At 47.3% G+C, this 20,417-nt stretch carries 20 protein-coding genes; 16 read left to right on the top strand and 4 right to left on the bottom strand.

All coding sequences use genetic code 11. The features are described from left to right. The first annotated feature begins 153 nt into the window (after window positions 1-153). The 3 genes from AC51G0_RS12310 (at window position 154) to AC51G0_RS12300 (ending at window position 4,640) form a co-directional block, all read left to right on the top strand. Window positions 154-1,569: a nucleobase:cation symporter-2 family protein gene (locus tag AC51G0_RS12310; RefSeq protein ID WP_496298771.1), complete on the top strand. Its 1,416-nt coding sequence runs from the start codon at window positions 154-156 to the stop codon at window positions 1,567-1,569. Between the two features lie 206 nt (window positions 1,570-1,775). Then, window positions 1,776-3,092, top strand: coding sequence for a guanine deaminase (guaD, locus tag AC51G0_RS12305; protein ID WP_496298770.1), 1,317 nt, complete (start codon window positions 1,776-1,778; stop codon window positions 3,090-3,092). Window positions 3,093-3,257: 165 nt separating this feature from the next. Next, complete coding sequence (locus tag AC51G0_RS12300; RefSeq protein WP_496298768.1) at window positions 3,258-4,640, top strand: NCS2 family permease; 1,383 nt, start codon at window positions 3,258-3,260, stop codon at window positions 4,638-4,640. A gap of 217 nt (window positions 4,641-4,857) precedes the next feature. On the opposite strand, the gene mobB is transcribed toward AC51G0_RS12300, so the two are convergent. Continuing rightward, the gene (gene mobB / locus AC51G0_RS12295) at window positions 4,858-5,373 is read right to left on the bottom strand and encodes a molybdopterin-guanine dinucleotide biosynthesis protein B (RefSeq protein WP_496298767.1); all 516 of its coding nucleotides are present in this window, start codon (window positions 5,371-5,373) and stop codon (window positions 4,858-4,860) included. A gap of 132 nt (window positions 5,374-5,505) precedes the next feature. Between mobB and AC51G0_RS12290 the strand changes: the two genes are divergently transcribed. The 6 genes from AC51G0_RS12290 (at window position 5,506) to AC51G0_RS12265 (ending at window position 11,211) form a co-directional block, all read left to right on the top strand. Further along, window positions 5,506-6,015: an O-acetyl-ADP-ribose deacetylase gene (locus AC51G0_RS12290; RefSeq protein ID WP_496298766.1), complete on the top strand. Its 510-nt coding sequence runs from the start codon at window positions 5,506-5,508 to the stop codon at window positions 6,013-6,015. 219 nt (window positions 6,016-6,234) lie between these two features. Beyond that, window positions 6,235-6,720 carry a hypothetical protein gene (locus tag AC51G0_RS12285; RefSeq protein WP_496298765.1) on the top strand — a complete coding sequence of 162 codons (486 nt, stop codon included), beginning with the start codon at window positions 6,235-6,237 and terminating at the stop codon, window positions 6,718-6,720. Window positions 6,721-6,927: 207 nt separating this feature from the next. Beyond that, window positions 6,928-7,998 carry an endonuclease/exonuclease/phosphatase family protein gene (locus tag AC51G0_RS12280; protein ID WP_496301934.1) on the top strand — a complete coding sequence of 357 codons (1,071 nt, stop codon included), beginning with the start codon at window positions 6,928-6,930 and terminating at the stop codon, window positions 7,996-7,998. A gap of 171 nt (window positions 7,999-8,169) precedes the next feature. After that, the gene (gene prpC / locus AC51G0_RS12275; protein WP_496298764.1) at window positions 8,170-9,300 is read left to right on the top strand and encodes a bifunctional 2-methylcitrate synthase/citrate synthase; all 1,131 of its coding nucleotides are present in this window, start codon (window positions 8,170-8,172) and stop codon (window positions 9,298-9,300) included. A gap of 17 nt (window positions 9,301-9,317) precedes the next feature. Then, complete coding sequence (locus AC51G0_RS12270) at window positions 9,318-9,926, top strand: alpha-ketoglutarate-dependent dioxygenase AlkB family protein (RefSeq protein ID WP_496298763.1); 609 nt, start codon at window positions 9,318-9,320, stop codon at window positions 9,924-9,926. Window positions 9,927-10,110: 184 nt separating this feature from the next. Further along, entirely contained in the window at window positions 10,111-11,211 is a 1,101-nt protein-coding gene (locus AC51G0_RS12265; protein WP_496298762.1) for a DUF3541 domain-containing protein, read from the top strand. 87 nt (window positions 11,212-11,298) lie between these two features. Here AC51G0_RS12265 and amrA read toward each other — a convergent pair whose 3' ends face one another. Beyond that, the gene (amrA, locus tag AC51G0_RS12260) at window positions 11,299-11,886 is read right to left on the bottom strand and encodes an AmmeMemoRadiSam system protein A (RefSeq protein ID WP_496298761.1); all 588 of its coding nucleotides are present in this window, start codon (window positions 11,884-11,886) and stop codon (window positions 11,299-11,301) included. Further along, the gene (gene amrB, locus AC51G0_RS12255; RefSeq protein WP_496298760.1) at window positions 11,855-12,640 is read right to left on the bottom strand and encodes an AmmeMemoRadiSam system protein B; all 786 of its coding nucleotides are present in this window, start codon (window positions 12,638-12,640) and stop codon (window positions 11,855-11,857) included. Before amrB ends, amrA begins: the two co-directional genes overlap by 32 nt. A gap of 71 nt (window positions 12,641-12,711) precedes the next feature. On the opposite strand from amrB, the gene amrS reads away from it, so the two are divergent. The 4 genes from amrS to AC51G0_RS12235 all read left to right on the top strand — a co-directional run bounded on the left by amrS (window position 12,712) and on the right by AC51G0_RS12235 (window position 15,532). Then, window positions 12,712-13,788 carry an AmmeMemoRadiSam system radical SAM enzyme gene (gene amrS / locus AC51G0_RS12250; RefSeq protein WP_496298759.1) on the top strand — a complete coding sequence of 359 codons (1,077 nt, stop codon included), beginning with the start codon at window positions 12,712-12,714 and terminating at the stop codon, window positions 13,786-13,788. A 104-nt stretch (window positions 13,789-13,892) separates the two neighbouring features. After that, window positions 13,893-14,201: a glutaredoxin domain-containing protein gene (locus AC51G0_RS12245; protein ID WP_496298757.1), complete on the top strand. Its 309-nt coding sequence runs from the start codon at window positions 13,893-13,895 to the stop codon at window positions 14,199-14,201. A gap of 75 nt (window positions 14,202-14,276) precedes the next feature. Further along, on the top strand, window positions 14,277-14,720 hold the full coding sequence (locus tag AC51G0_RS12240; RefSeq protein WP_496298756.1) for an OsmC family protein: 444 nt from the start codon (window positions 14,277-14,279) through the stop codon (window positions 14,718-14,720). A gap of 146 nt (window positions 14,721-14,866) precedes the next feature. Then, on the top strand, window positions 14,867-15,532 hold the full coding sequence (locus tag AC51G0_RS12235; protein WP_496298755.1) for a TPR domain-containing protein: 666 nt from the start codon (window positions 14,867-14,869) through the stop codon (window positions 15,530-15,532). Between the two features lie 463 nt (window positions 15,533-15,995). On the opposite strand, the gene nrfA is transcribed toward AC51G0_RS12235, so the two are convergent. Continuing rightward, window positions 15,996-17,426: an ammonia-forming nitrite reductase cytochrome c552 subunit gene (gene nrfA / locus AC51G0_RS12230; protein WP_496298753.1), complete on the bottom strand. Its 1,431-nt coding sequence runs from the start codon at window positions 17,424-17,426 to the stop codon at window positions 15,996-15,998. Window positions 17,427-17,992: 566 nt separating this feature from the next. Between nrfA and nrfB the strand changes: the two genes are divergently transcribed. From nrfB to nrfD, 3 genes are read left to right on the top strand one after another with little or no spacing between them, the layout of a single operon-like run. Then, window positions 17,993-18,595: a cytochrome c nitrite reductase pentaheme subunit gene (gene nrfB, locus AC51G0_RS12225; RefSeq protein ID WP_496298752.1), complete on the top strand. Its 603-nt coding sequence runs from the start codon at window positions 17,993-17,995 to the stop codon at window positions 18,593-18,595. Between the two features lie 11 nt (window positions 18,596-18,606). After that, window positions 18,607-19,296, top strand: coding sequence for a cytochrome c nitrite reductase Fe-S protein (nrfC, locus tag AC51G0_RS12220; RefSeq protein WP_496298751.1), 690 nt, complete (start codon window positions 18,607-18,609; stop codon window positions 19,294-19,296). Beyond that, on the top strand, window positions 19,293-20,252 hold the full coding sequence (gene nrfD / locus AC51G0_RS12215) for a cytochrome c nitrite reductase subunit NrfD (RefSeq protein ID WP_496298749.1): 960 nt from the start codon (window positions 19,293-19,295) through the stop codon (window positions 20,250-20,252). The genes nrfC and nrfD overlap by 4 nt, the downstream gene beginning before the upstream one ends. Window positions 20,253-20,417 lie beyond the last annotated feature (165 nt).

Below are 20,417 nucleotides of genomic sequence, written 5' to 3'. Positions count from 1 at the left end.
TAGGTGAGAGACCCTTGGGGATTTTCTGGCTAGGTTATCGATTCCATACTCGTCCAATGTTTCTACGGAATGCTGCTCTGCTGAATGGGCACAGAAGAAGCCGTAAGGCAGGGTGCATATCCAGGGAAATTTTAATAAACGGATGGTATTGAAATGAAACTCTTTTATAACGTAGAAGACAAGCCTCCTGTCGGAGCCGCTATTTTGCTTGCTTTGCAGCATATGCTTGCTGCAATGGGTGCAATTATTGCGGTGCCATTGGTGGTTGGCAGTGCAATTGGTTTGCCTACCGATCAGATGGTGATTTTGGTCAATGCGGCTCTGATGGTATCGGGCGTAGTGACCATCATTCAGTGTAAGGGGGTAGGTCCGGTCGGGATTCGGCTCCCTGTCGTGATGGGTACCAGTTTTACCTTTGTGGCGATATCGATTTCTATCGGTCTGGACGCAGGTGTCTCAGGTATTTTTGGCGCCTCGCTGGTAGGGTCACTGGTGATGATCATCGGTAGCCGTTTTATGCCTCAGATCCGCAAACTGTTCCCGCCAGTAGTCTCTGGTACTGTTGTGGTACTGATTGGTCTGACTATCTTGCCGGTGTCTGTTGACTGGTTTGCTGGTGGCTTTGTCGGACAGGAAGGCTATGGCCAGGTTAGCAATTTGATGCTGGGCTTACTGGTGCTGGTGGTGGTCATCGTACTGTCACAGGTTGGCAAGGGTATTATCTCAGCGGCTGCTATCGTCATTGGTATGGCAGTCGGTTACCTGGTGGCCATCTTCATGGGCATTGTCGACTTTTCGCCAGTTCATAATGCTGCTTTCTTTGCTTTACCTGAAATTGTACCGTTTGGCCTGAGTTTTACCGTCAGCGGTATTATCGGCATGTCGATCGCCTATCTGGTGACCATCATGGAATCAACCGGGGATTTCCTTGCCCTGAGTGATGCCACCCATACCAAGCTAACAGGCAAGAAGCTGTCACGCGGGATCCTGTGTGATGGGATCGGCAGTGCATTGGCATCAGTGTTTGGTGCAACGCCATTCTCATCGTTCAGCCAGAATGTGGGTATTGTCTCCATTACTGGTGTTGCCAGTCGTCATGTGGTGGCTGTTACGGGCGTTATCATGCTGCTGGCCGGTATGTTCCCGAAACTGGGCGGCATTGTAGTGACTATCCCTTCACCGGTATTGGGTGGTGCAGGCTTGGTGATGTTCGCGATGATCATTTCAGCTGGTATTGGCATTCTTTCACGCATTAATTTTACCAAACGTAACATGCTGATCATTGCCGTCGGTGTGGCTTCCGGTATGGCGGTGACAGTTCGCCCAGAGATCCTCACTCATTTGCCAGATTCAGTAAGGGTGATTTTGGGCTCCGGGATCACCACAGGCTCGCTTGTTGCACTGGTGTTGAATATTGCAATGGGTATTAACCGCGCCGATGAGGCGGAAAGTGCTCAGGAAAAACGTGAAGCCTTGGAAGAGCAAATCAAAGAGTGTGAAGCGTGTAACCGTGCACTGGAAGAGGAAGAAAACCTCGCACGCCAGCAGGCAGAGCCAGAGCGTAATTAAGTGACAAAGAGCTAATTTAGGGACCTGTTCAGGAGCCTGTTCAGGGACCTGTTCAGGAACTAATTAGGTTCTTTGTGGAAAATGAACATCAAATACTCCACACAACAGATTTATAAAAGGTCAGTACGTAGCTTATTCATGACATCACCCTACAGACGTTTTGAATAGAAGCAGCTTGGCGTACAAAGACATACAACGAGGTAATTATGGAATATACCCAATCTATTAAGGCGATTCGTGCATCGATTTTGGATATTGGCCGCGTGGTCGACAAGCCAGAAGACATCGAGAAGAACATGCGCTTTATCGAAGATGGTTTGATGCTGGTTGATAATGGCCGTATTGAATGGGTCGGCCCTTGGGAAGAGGGTAAGGATAAAATACCGTCGTCGGTACGGATTCGCAGCTACCCGGGCAAGATGATCATGCCAGGTTTCATTGATACCCATATTCACTATCCGCAGGCAGAAATGGTTGGTGCCTATGGGGAGCAGCTGCTTGAGTGGCTGAATAATTACACCTTCCCGACAGAAGCCCGTTACAAAGACAAAGACTACTCGCGGGAAATGTCGACCTTCTTCATCAAGCAACTATTGCGCAACGGTACGACTACGGCGTTGGTGTTCGGCACGGTTCACCCAGAATCGGTGGACGCGCTGTTTGAAGAAGCCGAAAAGATTAATATGCGAATGATTGCTGGCAAGGTCATGATGGATCGCAATGCGCCAGAGTACCTGCTTGATACCCCTGAGATCGGGTATAACCAAACCAAGGAGCTGATCGAAAAATGGCACAAACGCGGCCGCTTGCTGTATGCGATCACCCCGCGTTTTGCACCGACGTCAACCCCGGAACAATTGGCAATGGCGGGCAAGCTGAAAGAAGAGTACCCAGATACGTATGTTCATACCCACCTCTGTGAGAACAAGAATGAGATTGAGTGGGTGAAAGAGCTGTATCCGGAGCAGGATGGTTATCTTGACGTCTACCATCACCATGGCCTGACAGGCTCTAAGAGTGTCTTCGCCCATTGTATTCACCTAGAAGACAAAGAGTGGGATTGTCTGCAGGATACCGATTCAGCTATCGCGTTCTGCCCGACCTCGAACCTTTACCTCGGTAGTGGCCTGTTCAAGCTTCAGGAAGCCTGGAAGCGCAATGTGAAAGTCGGTATGGGGACGGATATTGGTGCGGGTACTACGTTCAATATGATGCAAACCCTGAATGAAGCCTACAAGGTGATGCAACTACAGCAACACAGGCTATCGGCTTTTGAAGCTTTCTATCTGGCTACGCTAGGCGCTGCGAAGTCCCTGTCGCTAGATCACTTGATTGGTAACTTCGAAGTGGGCAAAGAGGCCGATTTTGTCATCATCGATCCGTGTTCCACTCCGCTTCAGCAATTGCGCTTTGATAGCTCGAAAGACTTAGCAGAAAAATTATTTATATTAATGACGCTGGGTGATGACCGCAGTATCTACCGGACTTATGTTGATGGACGTCTGGTATATGAACGCGGCTAATGTGCCGAACGTCGTTAAAGGTTTTAAAGATTCAAAGAAGTTCTAGAGGAAATTGAAATTTACGTTGAGAGGAAGCTCAACACACTTTCTGGGCAATGAAAGGGTATCTCAAAGATTGAGGTGGATAGCCCTTTCATTCTCTATGACAAACAAGGAACTATCATCATGTCTGAAAATAGTACAATTCAAAGTGATCCTGCCAATATAGCTTCAGAAGTAAAACCACAAGGTGGGTTAGACGGTTATTTTCAAATTTCGGCGCGCGGCAGTACCGTACGGAAGGAAATGGTTGCAGGTTTAACAACCTTCCTTGCAATGGTGTATTCGGTCATTGTTGTGCCGAGTATGCTTGGGGCGGCGGGTTTCAATCCAGGGGCTGTTTTCGTTGCGACCTGTCTGGTGGCAGCATTTGGTTCGTTGCTGATGGGACTGTGGGCTAAGTTGCCAATGGCGATTGGCTGTGCCATTTCGCTGACAGCATTCACCGCATTTAGCCTGGTGCTGGGGCAGGGGATCAGTATTCCTGTTGCGTTGGGTGCAGTCTTCCTGATGGGTGTTCTGTTTACGGCGATTACTGTGACTGGGGTTCGTCAGTGGATACTAACGAACTTGCCATTCGGTATTGCCCACGGTACGGGTATTGGTATTGGTTTATTCCTGTTGTTGATTGCTGCTAATGGTGTTGGCCTGGTAGTGAAAAACCCACACGCAGGCTTGCCGGTTACTTTAGGAGCATTTACTTCGTTGCCTGTGTTGATGTCAGTCATTGGTTTGGCTGCGATCTTTGGTTTGGAAAAGCGCCGTGTACCGGGTGGTATTTTGCTGGTGATTGTGGCGATTTCAATTTTCGGTTTGATTTTTGACCCGAATGTGACTTACCAAGGCTTGTTTGCCATGCCGTCATTCGGGGCTGAAGGTGAGTCGTTGCTTGGTAGTTTGGATATCATGGGCGCGCTTAACCCAATAGTAATCCCTAGTGTGTTGGCATTGGTGATGACAGCTATCTTCGATGCGACCGGTACTATCCGTGCGGTGGCGGGTCAGGCGAATTTGCTTGATAAAGATGGCCAGATCATTAACGGGGGCAAAGCCCTGACAGCGGATTCCGTAAGTAGTATCTTTGCCGGTTTTGTTGGTGGTGCACCTGCTGCTGTATATATCGAGTCGGCTGCCGGTACGGCTGCAGGTGGTAAAACAGGCCTGACAGCAACCGTTGTCGGCGGCTTGTTCCTGCTAATGCTGTTCTTGTCGCCTGTTAGCTATTTGGTACCAGCTTATGCAACGGCTCCTGCGCTGATGTATGTGGGTTTGTTGATGATGAGCAATGTCAGCAAGCTAGATATGAGCGATACCGTTGATGCCTTGTCTGGCCTTATGTGTGCGGTGTTTATCGTACTAACGGGTAATATCGTTACCGGTATTATGCTAGGTTTCAGCTCATTGGTTATTGGCCGCGTTATCTCTGGTGAATACAAGCGCCTGAATGTGGGTACTGTCGTTATTGCCGTTGTGCTGGTCGCTTTCTATGCGGGTGGCTGGGCGATTTAGAACGATTTAAGGTACGAGAAGCTAGATCCTGGTTTCTAGGAAAAGCAGGTCCTCAGTTCTGGGAAGAGCAAAACCTTGATAGCTATTCTTAGCTACTGAAGGTTACTTCCAGGACCCAGGACCCAGGACCCAGGACCCAGGACCCAGGACCCCAAAAAAAAGCGAGAGCTGTTGACTCTCGCTTTTTTATTTCCATCATTTGCGACGCTTCCCGCTTTTATCGGTTGTTCAGCCAATCAACGATAAACGCAGCCACTTTTTCCGGCTGGTTGAGATTGAGCTGGGGTAGCGTACAACCCTCCGGGTAATCTCCGTCGGTGGCGAAGGCGATAATATTACTGTCGTTCGGGTATAGCAGCGGCTTGCCGTAACTCGGGCGGTGAATTTCTATTTTGGTAAATAGCTCATCGCGGAAACCTTCCACCAATACTAAATCCAGCTGGCTGTGGTCGAGTTGTTGTAGGCATTCTTGTAGCTGTGGCTCTTCCCGTTCTGGTTCTGGATACTCGAAATAGAGCATGTGCCTTTCTTTAGTCGCCATCAATGTTTGTGCACAACCTGCATGGCGTAGCCGGTAGCTATCTTTGCCCGGAGTATCAGGGTCGATACTGTGGTGGCTGTGCTTGACCAAACCGATCCGTAGGCCCTGTTGCTTCAGTAATGGGATCAGTTGTTCCAGTAGCGTTGTTTTCCCCGAGCCGCTATAGCCGGCAAAACCTATAATTGGAGTCATGGTGTAATTTGAGTAGGTCTGTTTGCCTTGATCCTAATTGAAATTGATCATCACGTCATGGTGTTGGGCCGATTAAGTACCAATATTGTGCTTTTGCTACGGTTAGGAAAAGAAACAGATAACGGGAAGACAATGACCAAGCTATCAGTAGTTCAATCGGATATTACAACATTAGAGGTCGATGCCATCGTTAATGCCGCCAATACTTCGCTACTTGGCGGCGGCGGTGTCGATGGTGCAATTCACCGTGCGGCAGGGCCTGAGCTTCTTGCCGAGTGCAGGGCGTTAGGGGGCTGTAAAACCGGTGAAGCCAAAGTAACGAAAGGCTACCGGCTGCCAGCAGAGTATATTATTCATACCGTGGGGCCAGTATGGCATGGGGGAGCTCACCATGAAAAAGAGCTGCTGGCCAGCTGTTATCGAAATGCATTAATACTGGCCCGGCAAGTAGAAGCCAAGAGCATTGCCTTTCCCTGTATCAGTACCGGGGTCTATCATTTTCCAAAGCAGCTCGCAGCTGAAATAGCGGTCGCGACAGTAAAAGAAACGCTAAAACACAATGACAAGATTATACAAGTTGATTTTGTCTGTTTTGCTAATGATGATTTTCAAACGTACCAAACGCTGCTAAATCATCATTGAGCATTAGAGTATCAATAGTGAGTTATGGTGACTTTTTTACCCTTTAGAGGCAGATTCCGACTACATTTATTGTGTAGTTCGTTTACATTTATTATTAGCGCATGAGACGTAAACTAGGCTGCAGTATACATTCAGCGTTTCGTGGTCCAGTGTAATTTCGACAGGAAGTCGCCGTTCTGTATCACGGAGAATATCAGAATAAGCATCAGGGAGAGTGCAATGTGGGCAACATTGGATTTTGAAGCATCTGGATTATCCGATCAGTCTTACCCGATTGAAGTGGGATATTCCTTACCAGATGGTAGTGGCAATAGCTTACTGATTAACCCGCTAACAGCTAGTGATGTTTGGCAATACTGGGATGATTACGCCGAGCATGAAATTCATCGGATCTCCCGTCAGGAACTGCATCTTGAAGGATTGCAGGTAGTCGAAGTGTGCCAGCATCTCAATGCTGTTCTTGGGCAATATGACTATGTCTTTTGCGATAGTCAGTGGGATCTGTTTTGGTTAGGAAAACTTTACCATGCTGCGCACATGAGGCCGTCTTTTATGCTAACAGAAATCGGTCACTGGCTGATGCAGGAAAATGGCATTGAAAGAGCGCGTTTTCAGCTTGCACTGGAAGAGCTGGGCCCGGTAAAGCATCGTGCAATGCAGGATGCGCAACAGATCAGATTAGCTATCACTCAATTAGTGGAGTGATGGAGGATATGTGCTCTTAGGTGAAAGCGGAAATCGTCTCGCTGGTTTGTGCGGCGGTGATGAAATACAGATAAGTTTCTAGTTTGGTATATAATTTCCGCTTATTTCGTTTGCTGCTGGGTACCTTCCTTGATATCTGAACCTAGATCTGAATCAATGCAACCTTCTTTGTCACAATCACTTCGTTGTGCTGTCTTCAATGTTTCTATGTCTTCGCCGATTCCTGGGCATATTCTCGAACAAACAGCATCGACAACGGATGCCCGTCTTTCTCGGCTTGCAGCCGTTATTCAGCATACCCGCCCGGATGTGTTGATGCTATGTGAGTTTGACCACCTAGGGGAAGGGGGGGATGATGGCAGCGTGGCTAACTTCTGTCGCCACTATCTTGAATCCCCGCAACACCAGAGAGAGGCAATATCGTACCCATATTGTTATTGTCCACCGACCAATACCGGCTTGATGAGTCCACATGATCTTGACGGTGATGGAGTACTGACTCTGCCTGGTGATGGCTTGGGTTTTGGTGAACACCACGGCCACTTCGGCTTTGTCATCCTGTCTCGTTACCCTATTTTGGAGGCGCAGATCCGAAGCTGGCAACACCTGCTTTGGCAAGATATTCCCGGAAATCTAATGCCGGAGAATTATTACAGTGAGCAAGCCGAAAAGGTATTGCGGCTGTCTTCGAAAAACCATGTCGTGGTGCCGATTGAACTCGGTGAGCAGGTGGTTAACCTACTTTGCTGCCATCCGACTCCGCCAGTCTTTGATGGTGACGAAAAGCGCAATGCGCGTCGTAATCATGATGAGTTGAAATTAGTCACCGATATTATTAATAGTGCTAGTTATCTGTGTGACGATAATGGGGAGCCTGGTGGCTTGGCTGTACAGGATCGGTTTGTGGTGATGGGTGATCTCAATGCAGATATGGCGGATGGTGACGGGATGAAACAGGCAATTCGTGACCTTCTTCTACATCCAAGAATAAATCGTTCTGTAAGTGCCGGAAAGGGGACACCCAAAAGCCTAGGTGGCCGTTTTCATATCCCTTGGCAGCAGCGTACGGGCAGGGCAACTGAATGGACTCATATCTCGGGGCTGAGGTTGGACTATGTGCTGCCATCGGCAAATCTGGAGGTATTGCAGGCCGGGGTTTTCTGGCCTGATAAGAAAGACCCGATGCGATACCTGATCAGCGATGAGAAAGGACGAGACAGACCACAAGCTGGCTCAGATCATCGTCTTGTATGGGCTGATATAGCCCTGAAAGCCTAACGTAATACTGCCGTGGAGTTTCAGGAGCAGTGCTAGAACTGTCTCTGGAATACCCCACAACTGTACCAAAACTATTCCAGAACTGGGGGGGACAGGCTTCCTACTCAATTGGTTCACTTCAATATTCTGGCCTATCTTTAGTCAAGGTACTGAAATGCAGGGAGTCAGATTATGCCTGGTACACAAAAAGCATTAGGTGGTGAAGGATTGCGAGGCCAAAGCGCCGGCTCAACGGCATTGTGTACTGTCGGTAAAATTGGCACGGGGCTGACCTACCGTGGTTATGATATTTCCGACTTGGCGGCACATGCTGAGTTTGAGGAAGTCGCGCACCTGCTGCTTAAAGGAAAACTGCCGACTAAAGCTGAACTGGCGGCTTACAAGACCAAGTTAATCTCATACCGAGGCTTACCGATCGCATTGAAGATTGTGCTTGAACAGATCCCTGCTGATGCCCATCCAATGGATGTGATGCGAACCGGGTGCTCTATGCTCGGTAACCTTGAGCAGGAGCATGACTTTGTTGAGGAGTATGACAGGGCTGATCGCCTGCTTGCTCTGCTGCCTGCAATTATCTGCTATTGGTATTGCTATAGCCACCATGGGGTAAAAATTGAGACTTATTGTGATCAGGACTGCATTGGCGGTTACTTCCTGAAAATGCTAACTGGGGAAACACCTTCGGAGTTGCACAAGCAAGTTATGAACTGCTCCCTGATCCTCTATGCTGAGCATGAGTTTAATGCATCGACGTTTTCCGCTCGGGTTAGTGCCTCTACCCTTACCGATCTGTTTTCCTGTATTACAACGGCAATTGGTACCTTGCGAGGCCCGTTGCACGGTGGTGCCAACGAAGCGGCAATGGAGATGATCGAGCGCTGGCAGAGTCCTGATGAAGCGGAAGCCGGCATATTGGCAATGCTGGCCAACAAAGAGAAAATTATGGGCTTTGGCCATGCGATATATAGCGAATTTGATCCGAGAAATGCCTTGATTAAGGCGTGGGCCCAGAAGCTGGCCGAGCAGGCTGATGATGCGGTGCTGTATGATATTTCGGTGAGGGTTGAGGAAGTCATGAAGCGGGAAAAAGCGCTATTTGCCAATGCCGATTTCTTCCATGCCTCTGCTTACCATTTTATGGGGATCCCTACTCGACTGTTTACCCCTATTTTTGTGATGAGCAGGGTAACAGGCTGGGCTGCACATGTGTTCGAGCAAAGGGCGCATAATAGGATCATCAGGCCGAGTGCGGACTACGTAGGGCCCGGGCATCAGGATTGGTTGCCGATCGACCAACGTTAAGTTAAGGACTGACTGTGATGGAAAACCTGGAATTGTTTTCGTCGCCTACGGTATCCGGTGAGTGGTTGGATATTGCTAATGGAAAGCTGTTTTGGGCACCAGACTTTTTCCCCCGGCGGGATTCCCGGCACTATTTCCGGCGGCTTTCAACGGAGCTGAACTGGCAGCAGGAAACTATCAGGATGTTTGGCCGCGATGTGTTGCAACCCAGGCTGCAGGCCTGGTGTGGGGATGCTGTCTACACCTATTCGGGGCTGACTATGCATCCTCAGGCCTGGACACCATCGCTGCTAGCCATTAAATCTGCCTGTGAACAGGTTTGTGATAGCACGTTTAATTCTGTGCTGGCAAACCAGTATCGTAACGGACAGGACTACATGGGATGGCACCAGGATAATGAGCCAGAGCTCGGCCCTCAGCCTGTGATTGCCTCGGTTAGTCTGGGAGAAGAAAGACGTTTTGTGCTGAAGCACCTAGCAAGCAAACAGAAAATGGAATTTAACCTAACACCCGGCTCATTGTTGATCATGGCAGGAACGACTCAACAGTTCTGGACACACTCGGTGCCGAAAACCCAGCGTCCTAAGTCGGCCCGGATTAACCTCACCTTCCGAACTGTTTTCTGATAAATCACTCAGGATATTAAGCCCGATCACACCGTTTCGACTCGCAATACGCATATTATTGACCTAGCGCTGACTTAGCAATTAAGGTCGTCTGATAGCGTTTTTACGCGTCTAGTACTTTTATCAAGTGGATTGATTACGTGTCGGGCATCAACAGTGGCTTGGTATTACTATGGAGAGATATATGAAGTCTTTGAACGTTGGATTACTGTTTTTTCTATCTCTGCTTGTATGGGGTGTCTATGCCGAAACGGCCTCCGCGCCTGTTCAGCAAGGCGAAGCTCTCCCTACCTATCAGCAAGATGCTGATCTTATTCGAAATACTTATGAGACCAAGCTGTATACATTACCTGCGTTTAAGATGGGGCACTATGGGCTTCGTATGTATCGCCAGACCCAGGATGCTAAATATGGTGCAGCGATTTGGTCTGACATGGCACGGGTTGCCAGCCGGCTGAATAAGTTTGCTACCGAGGTACACACACCTAAACAGATAAAGGCTTATTCTGATACCCGTATTCAGAACTACGGCAAGAAAACCGATGTACGGGGCAAGCTAAGGTATGCGGCTACCCAGTCGAAACCCGAGTATTTGTATCTTGGGGTCGACTTGCTTGGTTCGATGGCGCGCGCCAATGAATATGGCCTCAAGCACCGTGAAGATTCAAAGTTGCGCCAGGTGATCCGTCGTTACGATTTCGCCAAGTATGCCACGGATCCGGAGATGATCCGCGCATGGGCGGCGCAACTGGCAAACCAGGTGTATTGGCTACGCCAGTTGGGTGAGCAGGATGTTGTTGATGAGTTCATTGATGCTTTCCGGGCAACCTATCCTGATAGCAAGGATGCAGAACTGACTGATCAGCAGTTCATGAATAAGATTTACGGCCTGACCCATATTATTTTTGCTGCGTCTGAGTACTATCAGCACCCAATCAAAGAGCAGGAATTCCAGTGGGTTTACGATTACTACCGCAAGAATATTGATACGATTTTGGCGCGTTCGAAAGAAGATGTGATAGCGGAAGTGGGTATTAACTTCCTGTTAGCCGGGCTTGAAAATGATCCCGTGGTAGAGAAAGCCCGCAAAGCGATTCAGGGCTCTATTGACCGGGAAGCCGGTATGGTGCCATCGGTTAAGGGGGAAACCGAATTGCTTGATGGCGAGCACCGAAATGTGCTGACCATCATGTTGTTGGACTGGAGAGGCGCCCACGAAGTGCCTTCGGTTACCAAGCAGCCAGACATCTTTAGCTCGATCCCTTATGGTTTAATCGCGCAGTAGGAAAACAAGCCAGCTATCGAGATAAATAAGCCCTTGCGATAAGGGCTTATTTTTATCAAGTGGTACTCAGGTTAATGGTATTAAGGCTTAATAGTATTTGCCTTTGATACTCGTGACGGTAAACGTTTTTACTTCCATGCTTGGTGACCAATAGACGGCATTCCAGCCCGCTTTTGATTTCAAGTGGCGGATAAAATCTTTTGGTGATTTGAGTTGCTCCCACACCTGGGGTAAGAACAAGGCTTGGCTGTGATGATCTGACAACACGACGCCAACTTTGTTATTGGCCAGAAAATCAATGAGCTCTTGCTCTGAGCCGACAGTAAGTACTTCAGGTTCCGACAAGACAGATATCTCAATCATCAATTGATCGAGCTGCTCTTCCGTTAACGGCATAAATCGCCGATCCTGATAAGCACTGGCGCGGGCTTTATTGTGAACTTCGAGTACTAATGGTGAATTGGCTGTCACAGAGCCGAGGCAGCCTTGCAGTTCACCATCGACTTCGAGGGTAACGAAACAGGCTCCTGGCTGGAGTAACTTCTTGCCATACAGGTCTAGTTGAGGCGGGCGGGGTAATTCTTCTGAAAAATGGCCACGAATTGCTTCCCGTGCAATATCTAGTAGCTGGGTAAGCTCCCCTTTATTTAGGTTCTGATACGAGGTAACTGACATATCCAACGACTCTCTCCTTATCTCCGGCGGTATCGCCTGAGTTTTTTAATTCCATACGTGTTAACTGATAATCCCGTTGCTTAGCGAGTAAAAGTAATGTGTTTATACCGGTCGAACCGCATGCCTGCTCTGGGGTGAGTGAAGGCTCGTAGTGTTCAATTAAAGAGCAGGTGTTCTGGTCTATATGTTGTGCTTCAGAGTAGGGATGAAAGTGGCTGAGATCACTGCTGATAACCAGCAGGGTACTTTCATCTTGCCATAACGAATCGATCAAATTTGCTACGGTTACTGGCGACACATTACTGGTCAATATGGGTAACAAGGTAAATTCATTTAAACAAGTTTGCAGAAAAGGCAGTTGTACCTCGAGACAATGCTCGAAGGCATGAACCTGGTCTGATACTTCAATATCTTCTATTTCTCTTAATTTTTCAACACTTTGGGTGTCGATAGGTATATTCCCAAGCGGTGAAGAGAAATAACTTACCGAAGGTAGGGCACAGCCCTGGAAAAAATAACGGTGGCTAGGGCCAACCAGGATCACCCTGCGGATAGTGTCTGCCTGTAATTTCAGATAGCGGTATGCTTGAGCCGCCACTTCTCCCGAATAAATGTAGCCTGCATGGGGGACGACGATGGCTCGGATATTTCTTTTTTCTGTAACGGGTTTTAGCCAGCTATCAAGCTGACATTGTAGGTATTCCGGGGACTTATCATAAAAGCTCCCCGCAACGGCAGGTGGGCGAATATTCATTGAAATCACACGGTTATTTCTAGCAATACTATATTTAGTATAGGAACAAATTTACACGTCGAGTGATTAAGATGTTGCAACCTCCAAGTGTATATAAAACCCATTACTGGCATCGCCTTGATGATGGCAGGGTTATCTGTGATTTATGCCCTCGTCATTGTCGATTACGGGACGGTAAACGCGGCGCCTGTTTTGTCAGGCAGGCGCTAGATGGCGAGATTGTCTTGACCAGTTATGGGCGTTCGAGTGGCTTCTGTATTGATCCGATAGAAAAAAAACCGCTTAATCACTTCTATCCAGGTAGCTCAGTATTATCCTTCGGGACGGCTGGCTGTAACCTGAGTTGCAAATTCTGCCAGAACTGGAGTATCAGTAAATCTCGCGAAATCGATACGCTGGGAGCAACGGCGATGCCTGAACAAATTGCGCAGGCCGCTAAGCGTTATGGCTGCGACAGCATTGCCTTTACCTATAATGACCCGGTGATCTTCATGGAGTATGCGGTGGATGCCGCACAGGCATGCCATGAGCTTGGCATACACAGCGTAGCGGTTAGTGCAGGGTACATATGTGATGAACCCCGAGTGGAGTTTTATCGCTATATGGATGCTGCCAATATTGACTTGAAGGGGTTTACCGAGCGTTTCTACCATAAAATCTGCAGCGGCCATTTGGCACCAGTACTCGATACCCTGCTGTACTTGTACCATGAAACCGATGTTTGGTTTGAAATCACCACCTTATTGATCCCTGATGAAAACGACAGTACAGCTGAGCTAGAAGAGCTGACCCGCTGGGTCTATGACAACCTCGGCCCGGATATTCCTATTCACTTTAGTGCCTTCCATCCCGATTTCAAAATGCTGGATAAACCAAGTACCCCTCCTGAAACCGTTAAACGGGCGAGGGAAATCGCACTCAAGAACGGGCTTAACTATGCCTATGTCGGCAATATTTTTGATGAGGCCGGAGATAGTACCTACTGTCCTGGTTGCAAGAAAAAAGTGTTATCGAGAAATTGGTATGAATTAGGTGATTGCGCGCTGAGCAGCCAAGGGGAGTGCAATTTTTGTGGCTACCAAATCGCAGGACGGTTTGCCGCGCCAAAGGCATTTGGCCGCCATCGTATTCCGGTCAAAATCGCCTGATCTGCTATTGCCTGGTATCCTGATATGGCCAAGAGGCTTGTAATTCAGGCCTGCTTTCCATTATCTTAGCGGGAAATAGAACCTGATTTAGATATTGGAAATTTATGTCTGACATGACCATTGAACAGCTTGCGGGCTACCAGAACTTAGTTATCACTCAACCGCGTTGCCCATTTTGCGTTAAAGCGAAAGCAATCCTTGATGATCGTGGAACGGAATACACCACTTTAGTTCTGGGTACAGACCTAGAAAAGACCACCATGGTTGAGTTCATCGAGCAAAAGACTGGCCAAACAGTACGCACCGTGCCGCAAATCATTCTTGATGGCCAATACATCGGTGGCCATGATGATTTGGTTGCGTTTCTTGAGCGCCAGGTCGACACTGAAGCATTCGGTGACTTTGAACTGTAAGTGCAGTTCACCCGTAATAAGGGCTCCGTATGGAGCCTTTTTACTATCTGGGGATAGTTAAACAAGGAGAGTAAGATGAGTTTTACGGTACATGTTGATTGGCAACATTCAAAACAGACGGAACAGGATTTTAGTCGCGACCATGTTATTAGCTTTGGCAGTGGCCAGCAGGTTAAGGGCTCTTCAGCGCCGGAATACAAGGGGAGTGCTGACCATGTTAATCCGGAGGAGAGCTTGATTGCCGCCTTGTCTTCGTGCCATATGCTGACGTTTCTTGCCATTGCCCATTTAAAGCGCCTAGCTGTTGTTAGCTACCATGATACGGCTACCGCAGAGTTGGGTAAAAATGAAAACAATCGTACTCAAGTAAGTCAAATTGTGCTCAATCCAAAGATTGTGTTTGCCGATGGTGTGACGGTCAGCGACGAGGTGTTGGAAAAAATGCACCAAAAAGCCCATGCCAACTGTTTTATTGCTAACACCATAGTATGTGATGTCATTATCAATAAGAAGGCATAATCAATAAAATCATATGTTTACTCAGGTTTTGTTGAGAGAATTGATCCAGGTTAATACGTGGGCAATTATCTTGCCGCCAGACTCACGGGTTGAGTTCGAAACAGGTAAAATGAGCGCTGGATTTAGTGATCGTGTAGCAGGGGCAAGTGTTGGAATTAGGATTTGGTATTACTGTGTTGCTGGTGGCTGGGCTACTTATTATTTGGCTAAGCCATACTCGCAGCAATAGAGAGAGTGCTCGAGCGCCGCTATTATTAAGTATTGCATTGGTTGCGATGTCGGTTGGTGTCTATGCTTTTTTAGGGCAGCCTATATATCAGTCAGCGGGCGGTGCCAGCAATGAGCTTGAAAATAGTGAGCTGGCAGGATTAACAGCTACCGAGTTTAATCAGAAACGTATCGAAGAGATCCAAAGTAAACTGCGTGACGATAAGCAAAATGGTGAGCTTTGGTATGCGTTGGGTAATGCATATATGTATGCTAGCGAATACGCAGATGCAGCGCTTTCATTCAGCTATTCAGCCCGCTTGGCGGATGAGCCGCAAGCAAATATCTTTTCGGCGCAGGCTACGGCGATCTATTATCGGGATGGGCAACGCTTGGGAGCTGAAGCCAATCAGTTGTTGGATCAAGCGCTGGTATTAGATGAGAATAACCTACCGACGCTGATGCTATTGGCAACTGATTATTTTCTCAATGCCCGATACCAAAAGGCGATTGATACCTGGCAGCAGGCACTTGATAGCGAGCACCCTGATCTTGATCGTGTTGAGCTGATCACTGCGATTAATCGTGCCAAAAAATTGTTGTAAGTTTTACTTCCTCTCTTTCAAATCTCTTTCTTGTAAAGCGCAGCAGCAATCTTTGTCCTGTTGAGTTATTGGTGAAAGTTGGTAATTTCGCGTAACCCCCTTCCAGCCTTCCCCTTGAAAATGGGGAGGAGCCATTCTCTGCCACGTTGAGCCTGTATGCAAAAGTTGATGTCTTACAGGCTATTAGTCCCCTCCATTTTTCAAGGGGAGGGTTATACCAATCAGCATAAGTAATTGATCATTCTTGCTGGTTAAAATCACCTATTACTGCGTTAGAATTTTTGTAATTAGAGCCACTAGTTACTGCAAATTCTTCCTTGTCCTAGGTGATTTTTCCTGCGCAATTTTCTGAACACTTACTTATCCAGATTGGTATTAGAGTGGGGTTATAGCGGAACAAAATAAAAGCCCTCCCCATAAAATGGAGAGGGCTTTATCTTTATATAGTAAGGCTACTTAGCTATTAGTAAGCCGCTTCACGTACCTTCGCTTGCTTGTTCCACTCTGGTGCGACATTTTTCAGGAATTCAGCTTTATCAGCGTTCATCTTGTCCATATCCATACCTAGAGCCTGCTGCGCTTTTACCTTGGTTGAGATATCAGGGATCTGAATCTCTTCTGTGATACCTTTCGTTGCCAGCAAACGAACCACTTTAGTACGGGCATCAGTTGCTTTGTCCAGCGCGGTACCTAGCACTTGTAATGCCACTTCTGGTGCGTGCATGTGAACACCATGGGAAGCAATTGCGTAATCCCAGCGCCACTGAGCATGACGGATATCCATCAGGATAGGCTTCATCTCTTCTTCGGTTGCACCAGCATCCCAAGCGGCTTTGGCTTCGAAGTGAGCAGCGACAATTTGTTTCTCAGCACGTAGCTTCATGTCCTGTACGCTTGCTTTACGTGTAGCAACAACGTCTTCTAGTGTTTCTTTGTCTTGAGTATGACATTGCGCACAAGTATCTTCAAAGCGGTCAAATGGGTTACCGATTTTATGATCGGTGAATACCTTGCCATCTTCGTTTTGGACTTTAGGCATATGGCAGTCGATACATGTTACGTTGTTCTTGCCATGGATACCTTCACGCCAGGTCTCGTAACCAGGATGCTGAGCTTTCAGCATTGGTGCTTTTGATACTTTGTGTGTCCAGTCTTTAAAGCCAATTTCGTCGTAGTAGGCTTCCATCTCATCAACACCGGTGCCTTTGTCCCATGGGAACTTAACGCTCTTTTTCGGTCCAGTGAAGTAATATTCAACATGGCACTGACCACATACTTGAGCTTGTTGATCGAAGCGAGACTGATCCTCGAACTTCATATCAATCGCTTCCATGGCGCGATCAACATAAGGACGCGTCAAAGTCAGGGCTGGTTTACCCTGGGCAAATTCTTTGCTCGCTGTATTGTGACAATCAGAACAACCGATCGGATTATTGATTTCAGCACCTAGGCGTGCCCATTTGCCATCAAAGTAACCGTCTTCACCACGCTCGTCGATAACACGGGCAACATCCGGGCTCTTACAGCTCCAGCAAGCCATTGGCATCGGGCCTGATTTGGCGTCCTTGGGGCCACCAGTACGTAGTGTCTGACGAACATCAGTAATTGCGTAGAAGTGTCCACGAGCTTTGTTATAGTCTTTAGAAAAGCCATAACCAGCCCACATGATCACCATATTGGGATCACCGGCTAGCGCATCATCAATTTCTTCGCTTTCTTTCGTCGCTTCCCAGGTTTTGTATTGCTCAATATGAGATTGCGCAAACTGATCGTTGCGAGGTTCAATTCTCGTTTTGCCGCTGTCTTCTGGCGCTGCGTTCGCATTGGCAGATAAACATAACGCAGACAACAAAGCTGCTACTGCGGCAGTATTTCGCGTCCATTTAATTCTCACGATTTGTCACTCCAGTATTCTAATTATTAAAAAGCTAAGCGTTGTGAGTGCAGCTAATGTCAGTAACTAAGAATTGGAGTTCCTGAAAATAATAACAAAAAATGAAGCCGTGTTAATAAAACTGAGGTGTTTGTTGTTTTGGATCAAATTGATGATGTCAAAAGCGCGGCCTAGATATAGTTACACCTCAATTAACCCTAAAGGGGTATTTACACTTTGGTGGTACATGTGGCGAGGGTTTTATTTTATATTGCTATTAAATCAATTACTTATTGTTGTTTTCAATATTGATCTCAATCATTAAAAGTTCATTTATGATGCTACTTAAGAGGTATTTGCAATCTGACTCAATTTTTCATATTCAAAAACATTATTAAATATAAGTGTTAAGCGTTGTGGCTAATAATATAAGTAAATAAGAATTGATTTCAATTGCAATTGAATCTTGTTTTAAGTGAACCACCTAAAACAATTAATTGCAGCTCTATTATGTGCAAAACAATTATAAGCGCCAATTGCTAGCTTCGGGTTGAGGTTGGTAATTAGGGAAGATAAAAAGGTGAAAAATGGGCAATTGTAAAGTAGCCATGAATACAGTGATTACATTTTTTGTAGCTATCTGTATTTTTGGTTTCTCAATGAATGTTGCCGCAGACTCAAAAGCTGAAGGGGCCACAACCGCGAATCCTTCGGTTATTACTCAAGAGTCAGGTCAACATGTTGTCAAATTTATCAGGGATCGCGATTACGCATGTACGCAATGCCATAAAGATGAAAAAGACAAGCTAGAAGGGGCGCATGGAGATGTGATCCATGCTCAGACTAATCGTGATGTGACATGTACAGATTGCCACAGCAAAGTGAGTAAAGATCACCGTGACGGTGCGCCACAGGTGACGAAGTTTGCCGCGGCACAAACTGTTGCGGGGACGGAGAAGCCAGCGGCTGATCCGGCATGGATAGCGAAGCAGAATGAAACCTGTGTGAACTGCCATGAACCGAAAGATCTGCAAGAAGTGAACTGGACCCATGATGTCCATGCGCTCGATCTTTCCTGTGCATCATGCCACACCATCCATCCGGCTACGGATCCGATGAAAGGTATTGAAAGAAAGTCGAAGATCAAGATGTGCGTCGACTGTCACTCAGACCAGAAGAAAGAGAAGTAGGAGATGATGGTATGACGTGTTCAAGACGAAATTTTTTAGCCGGTGCCGGGGCGGTTATCTTTACCACTGGTGTGAGTGGCAGTAACTTGCTGGGCCGCCAGACGCTTGCAGCGACGATGGAAGATGGGCCAAAGCGCTACGGCATGGTGCATGACGAAACACTGTGTATTGGTTGTACGGCCTGTACTGAAGCTTGCCGTGAAGTGAATAAGGTACCTGAAGGTGTTTCCCGACTACAGATAGTCAGGAGCGAGCCTCAGGGTGAGTACCCAAATGTTGACTATCAGTTTACCCGTATCTCTTGTCAGCATTGTGATAACGCACCTTGTGTGCATGTTTGCCCTACAGGGGCGGCATTTAAAGATCCTGAAACCGGTATTGTCGATGTGGATGGCTTTAAGTGTGTCGGTTGTGGTTACTGCCTGGCAGCTTGTCCTTATCAGGTCCGATTCTTTAACCCTGAAACCAAGTCTGCGGATAAATGTGATTTTTGCCGTAAGACTAACTTGAAAGAAGGTAAAGAGCCGGCTTGTGTGGAGTCATGTCCAACTAAGGCACTGACTTTTGGTGACTTGAATGATCCAAAAAGTAAGGTGTCTCAGCTGATTGAGCAAAAGACAGTCTATCGCTCAAAAGTGGAACTGGGAACGCAGCCGAAACTGTATAAAGTGCCACACGGAAAAGGGGAGATAAAAGGATGAGTACTACATTTGCCGATGCCTTTTATTTTGATTCACTAGTTTGGGATTGGATCATCGCTGTGTATCTGTTCCTGGCAGGGATGTCTGCCGGTGCGGTAATGATTTCGATCTATCTGAAACGTAAGGTGATCGAGGGCCACCCGAGTCTGAATGGGATCATTAAGGCGACAGCAATTTTAGCGCCGTTTGGTATTATCGCTGGCCTGACGATTTTGATTTTCCACCTGACCAAGCCGTTGTCGTTCTGGAAGATCATGATCTTCTATAACCCAACCTCGGTAATGTCGATGGGGGTTCTGCTGTTCCAGGTCTACATGATTGTGCTGTTTGCCTGGATTGCAGTGATCTTCAAACATGACTTGATGAAGCTGCTAAATGGCCGCCTGCCGATTGTTGGTAAGGTCGTGGATCTAATAGAGCATTTTGAGAATAGCCTGGAACTGTTCCTTGGTTTCCTCGCTGTGGTTCTGGCAGCCTATACAGGTTTCTTACTGTCGGCACTACAGACATTCCCATTACTGAACAATCCAATTCTACCGATACTGTTCCTATTCTCTAGCTTGTCTTCTGGTGCAGCGGCTTGCCTGCTGTTCGGAGTGGTGGCGTTTAAAGAATCGGCGCACAGTGCCAGTGTGAAGTGGATCCATAAGTTCGAGCGACCTGTGGTGATGTTTGAGTTGTTTGTACTGGTTGCTTTCTTCACCGGGCTTTACTTCGGTGGTGGGCAGAGCCAGGCAGCAGCGATGGCAGCCATCGGTGGCGGCTTTTGGGCAACATGGTTTTGGTATGGGGTAATTGGTGCAGGCATGCTAGTACCACTTGGCCTCAATGCGGTGAGCTCGCAAGGTGTTAAGCACAATAAAGCCTTTATTATGCTTGTTACCACGTTGAGCCTGGTGGGGGTACTGATGCTGCGTACATTCATTTTGTATGCAGGCCAAATGACTACCCTGTAATGCTTGTTTGTTGACTTGCTTGAAATCGTCACAGCACCCGCTGTGACGATTTGTTTTAGGTACAGTATATATAATCAACTCGCTGTATATTTGGTGGTTGTTAATAGCCTGATTTGTCCGATGAAGCATAAAACATATGACAAATAGTCGAGCTTCATTGATCAA

Source organism: Photobacterium sp. HL06, assembly GCF_059552575.1.
Note: the sequence above shows the minus strand (reverse complement) of the source record. Positions and strands in the feature narration are given on the sequence as shown.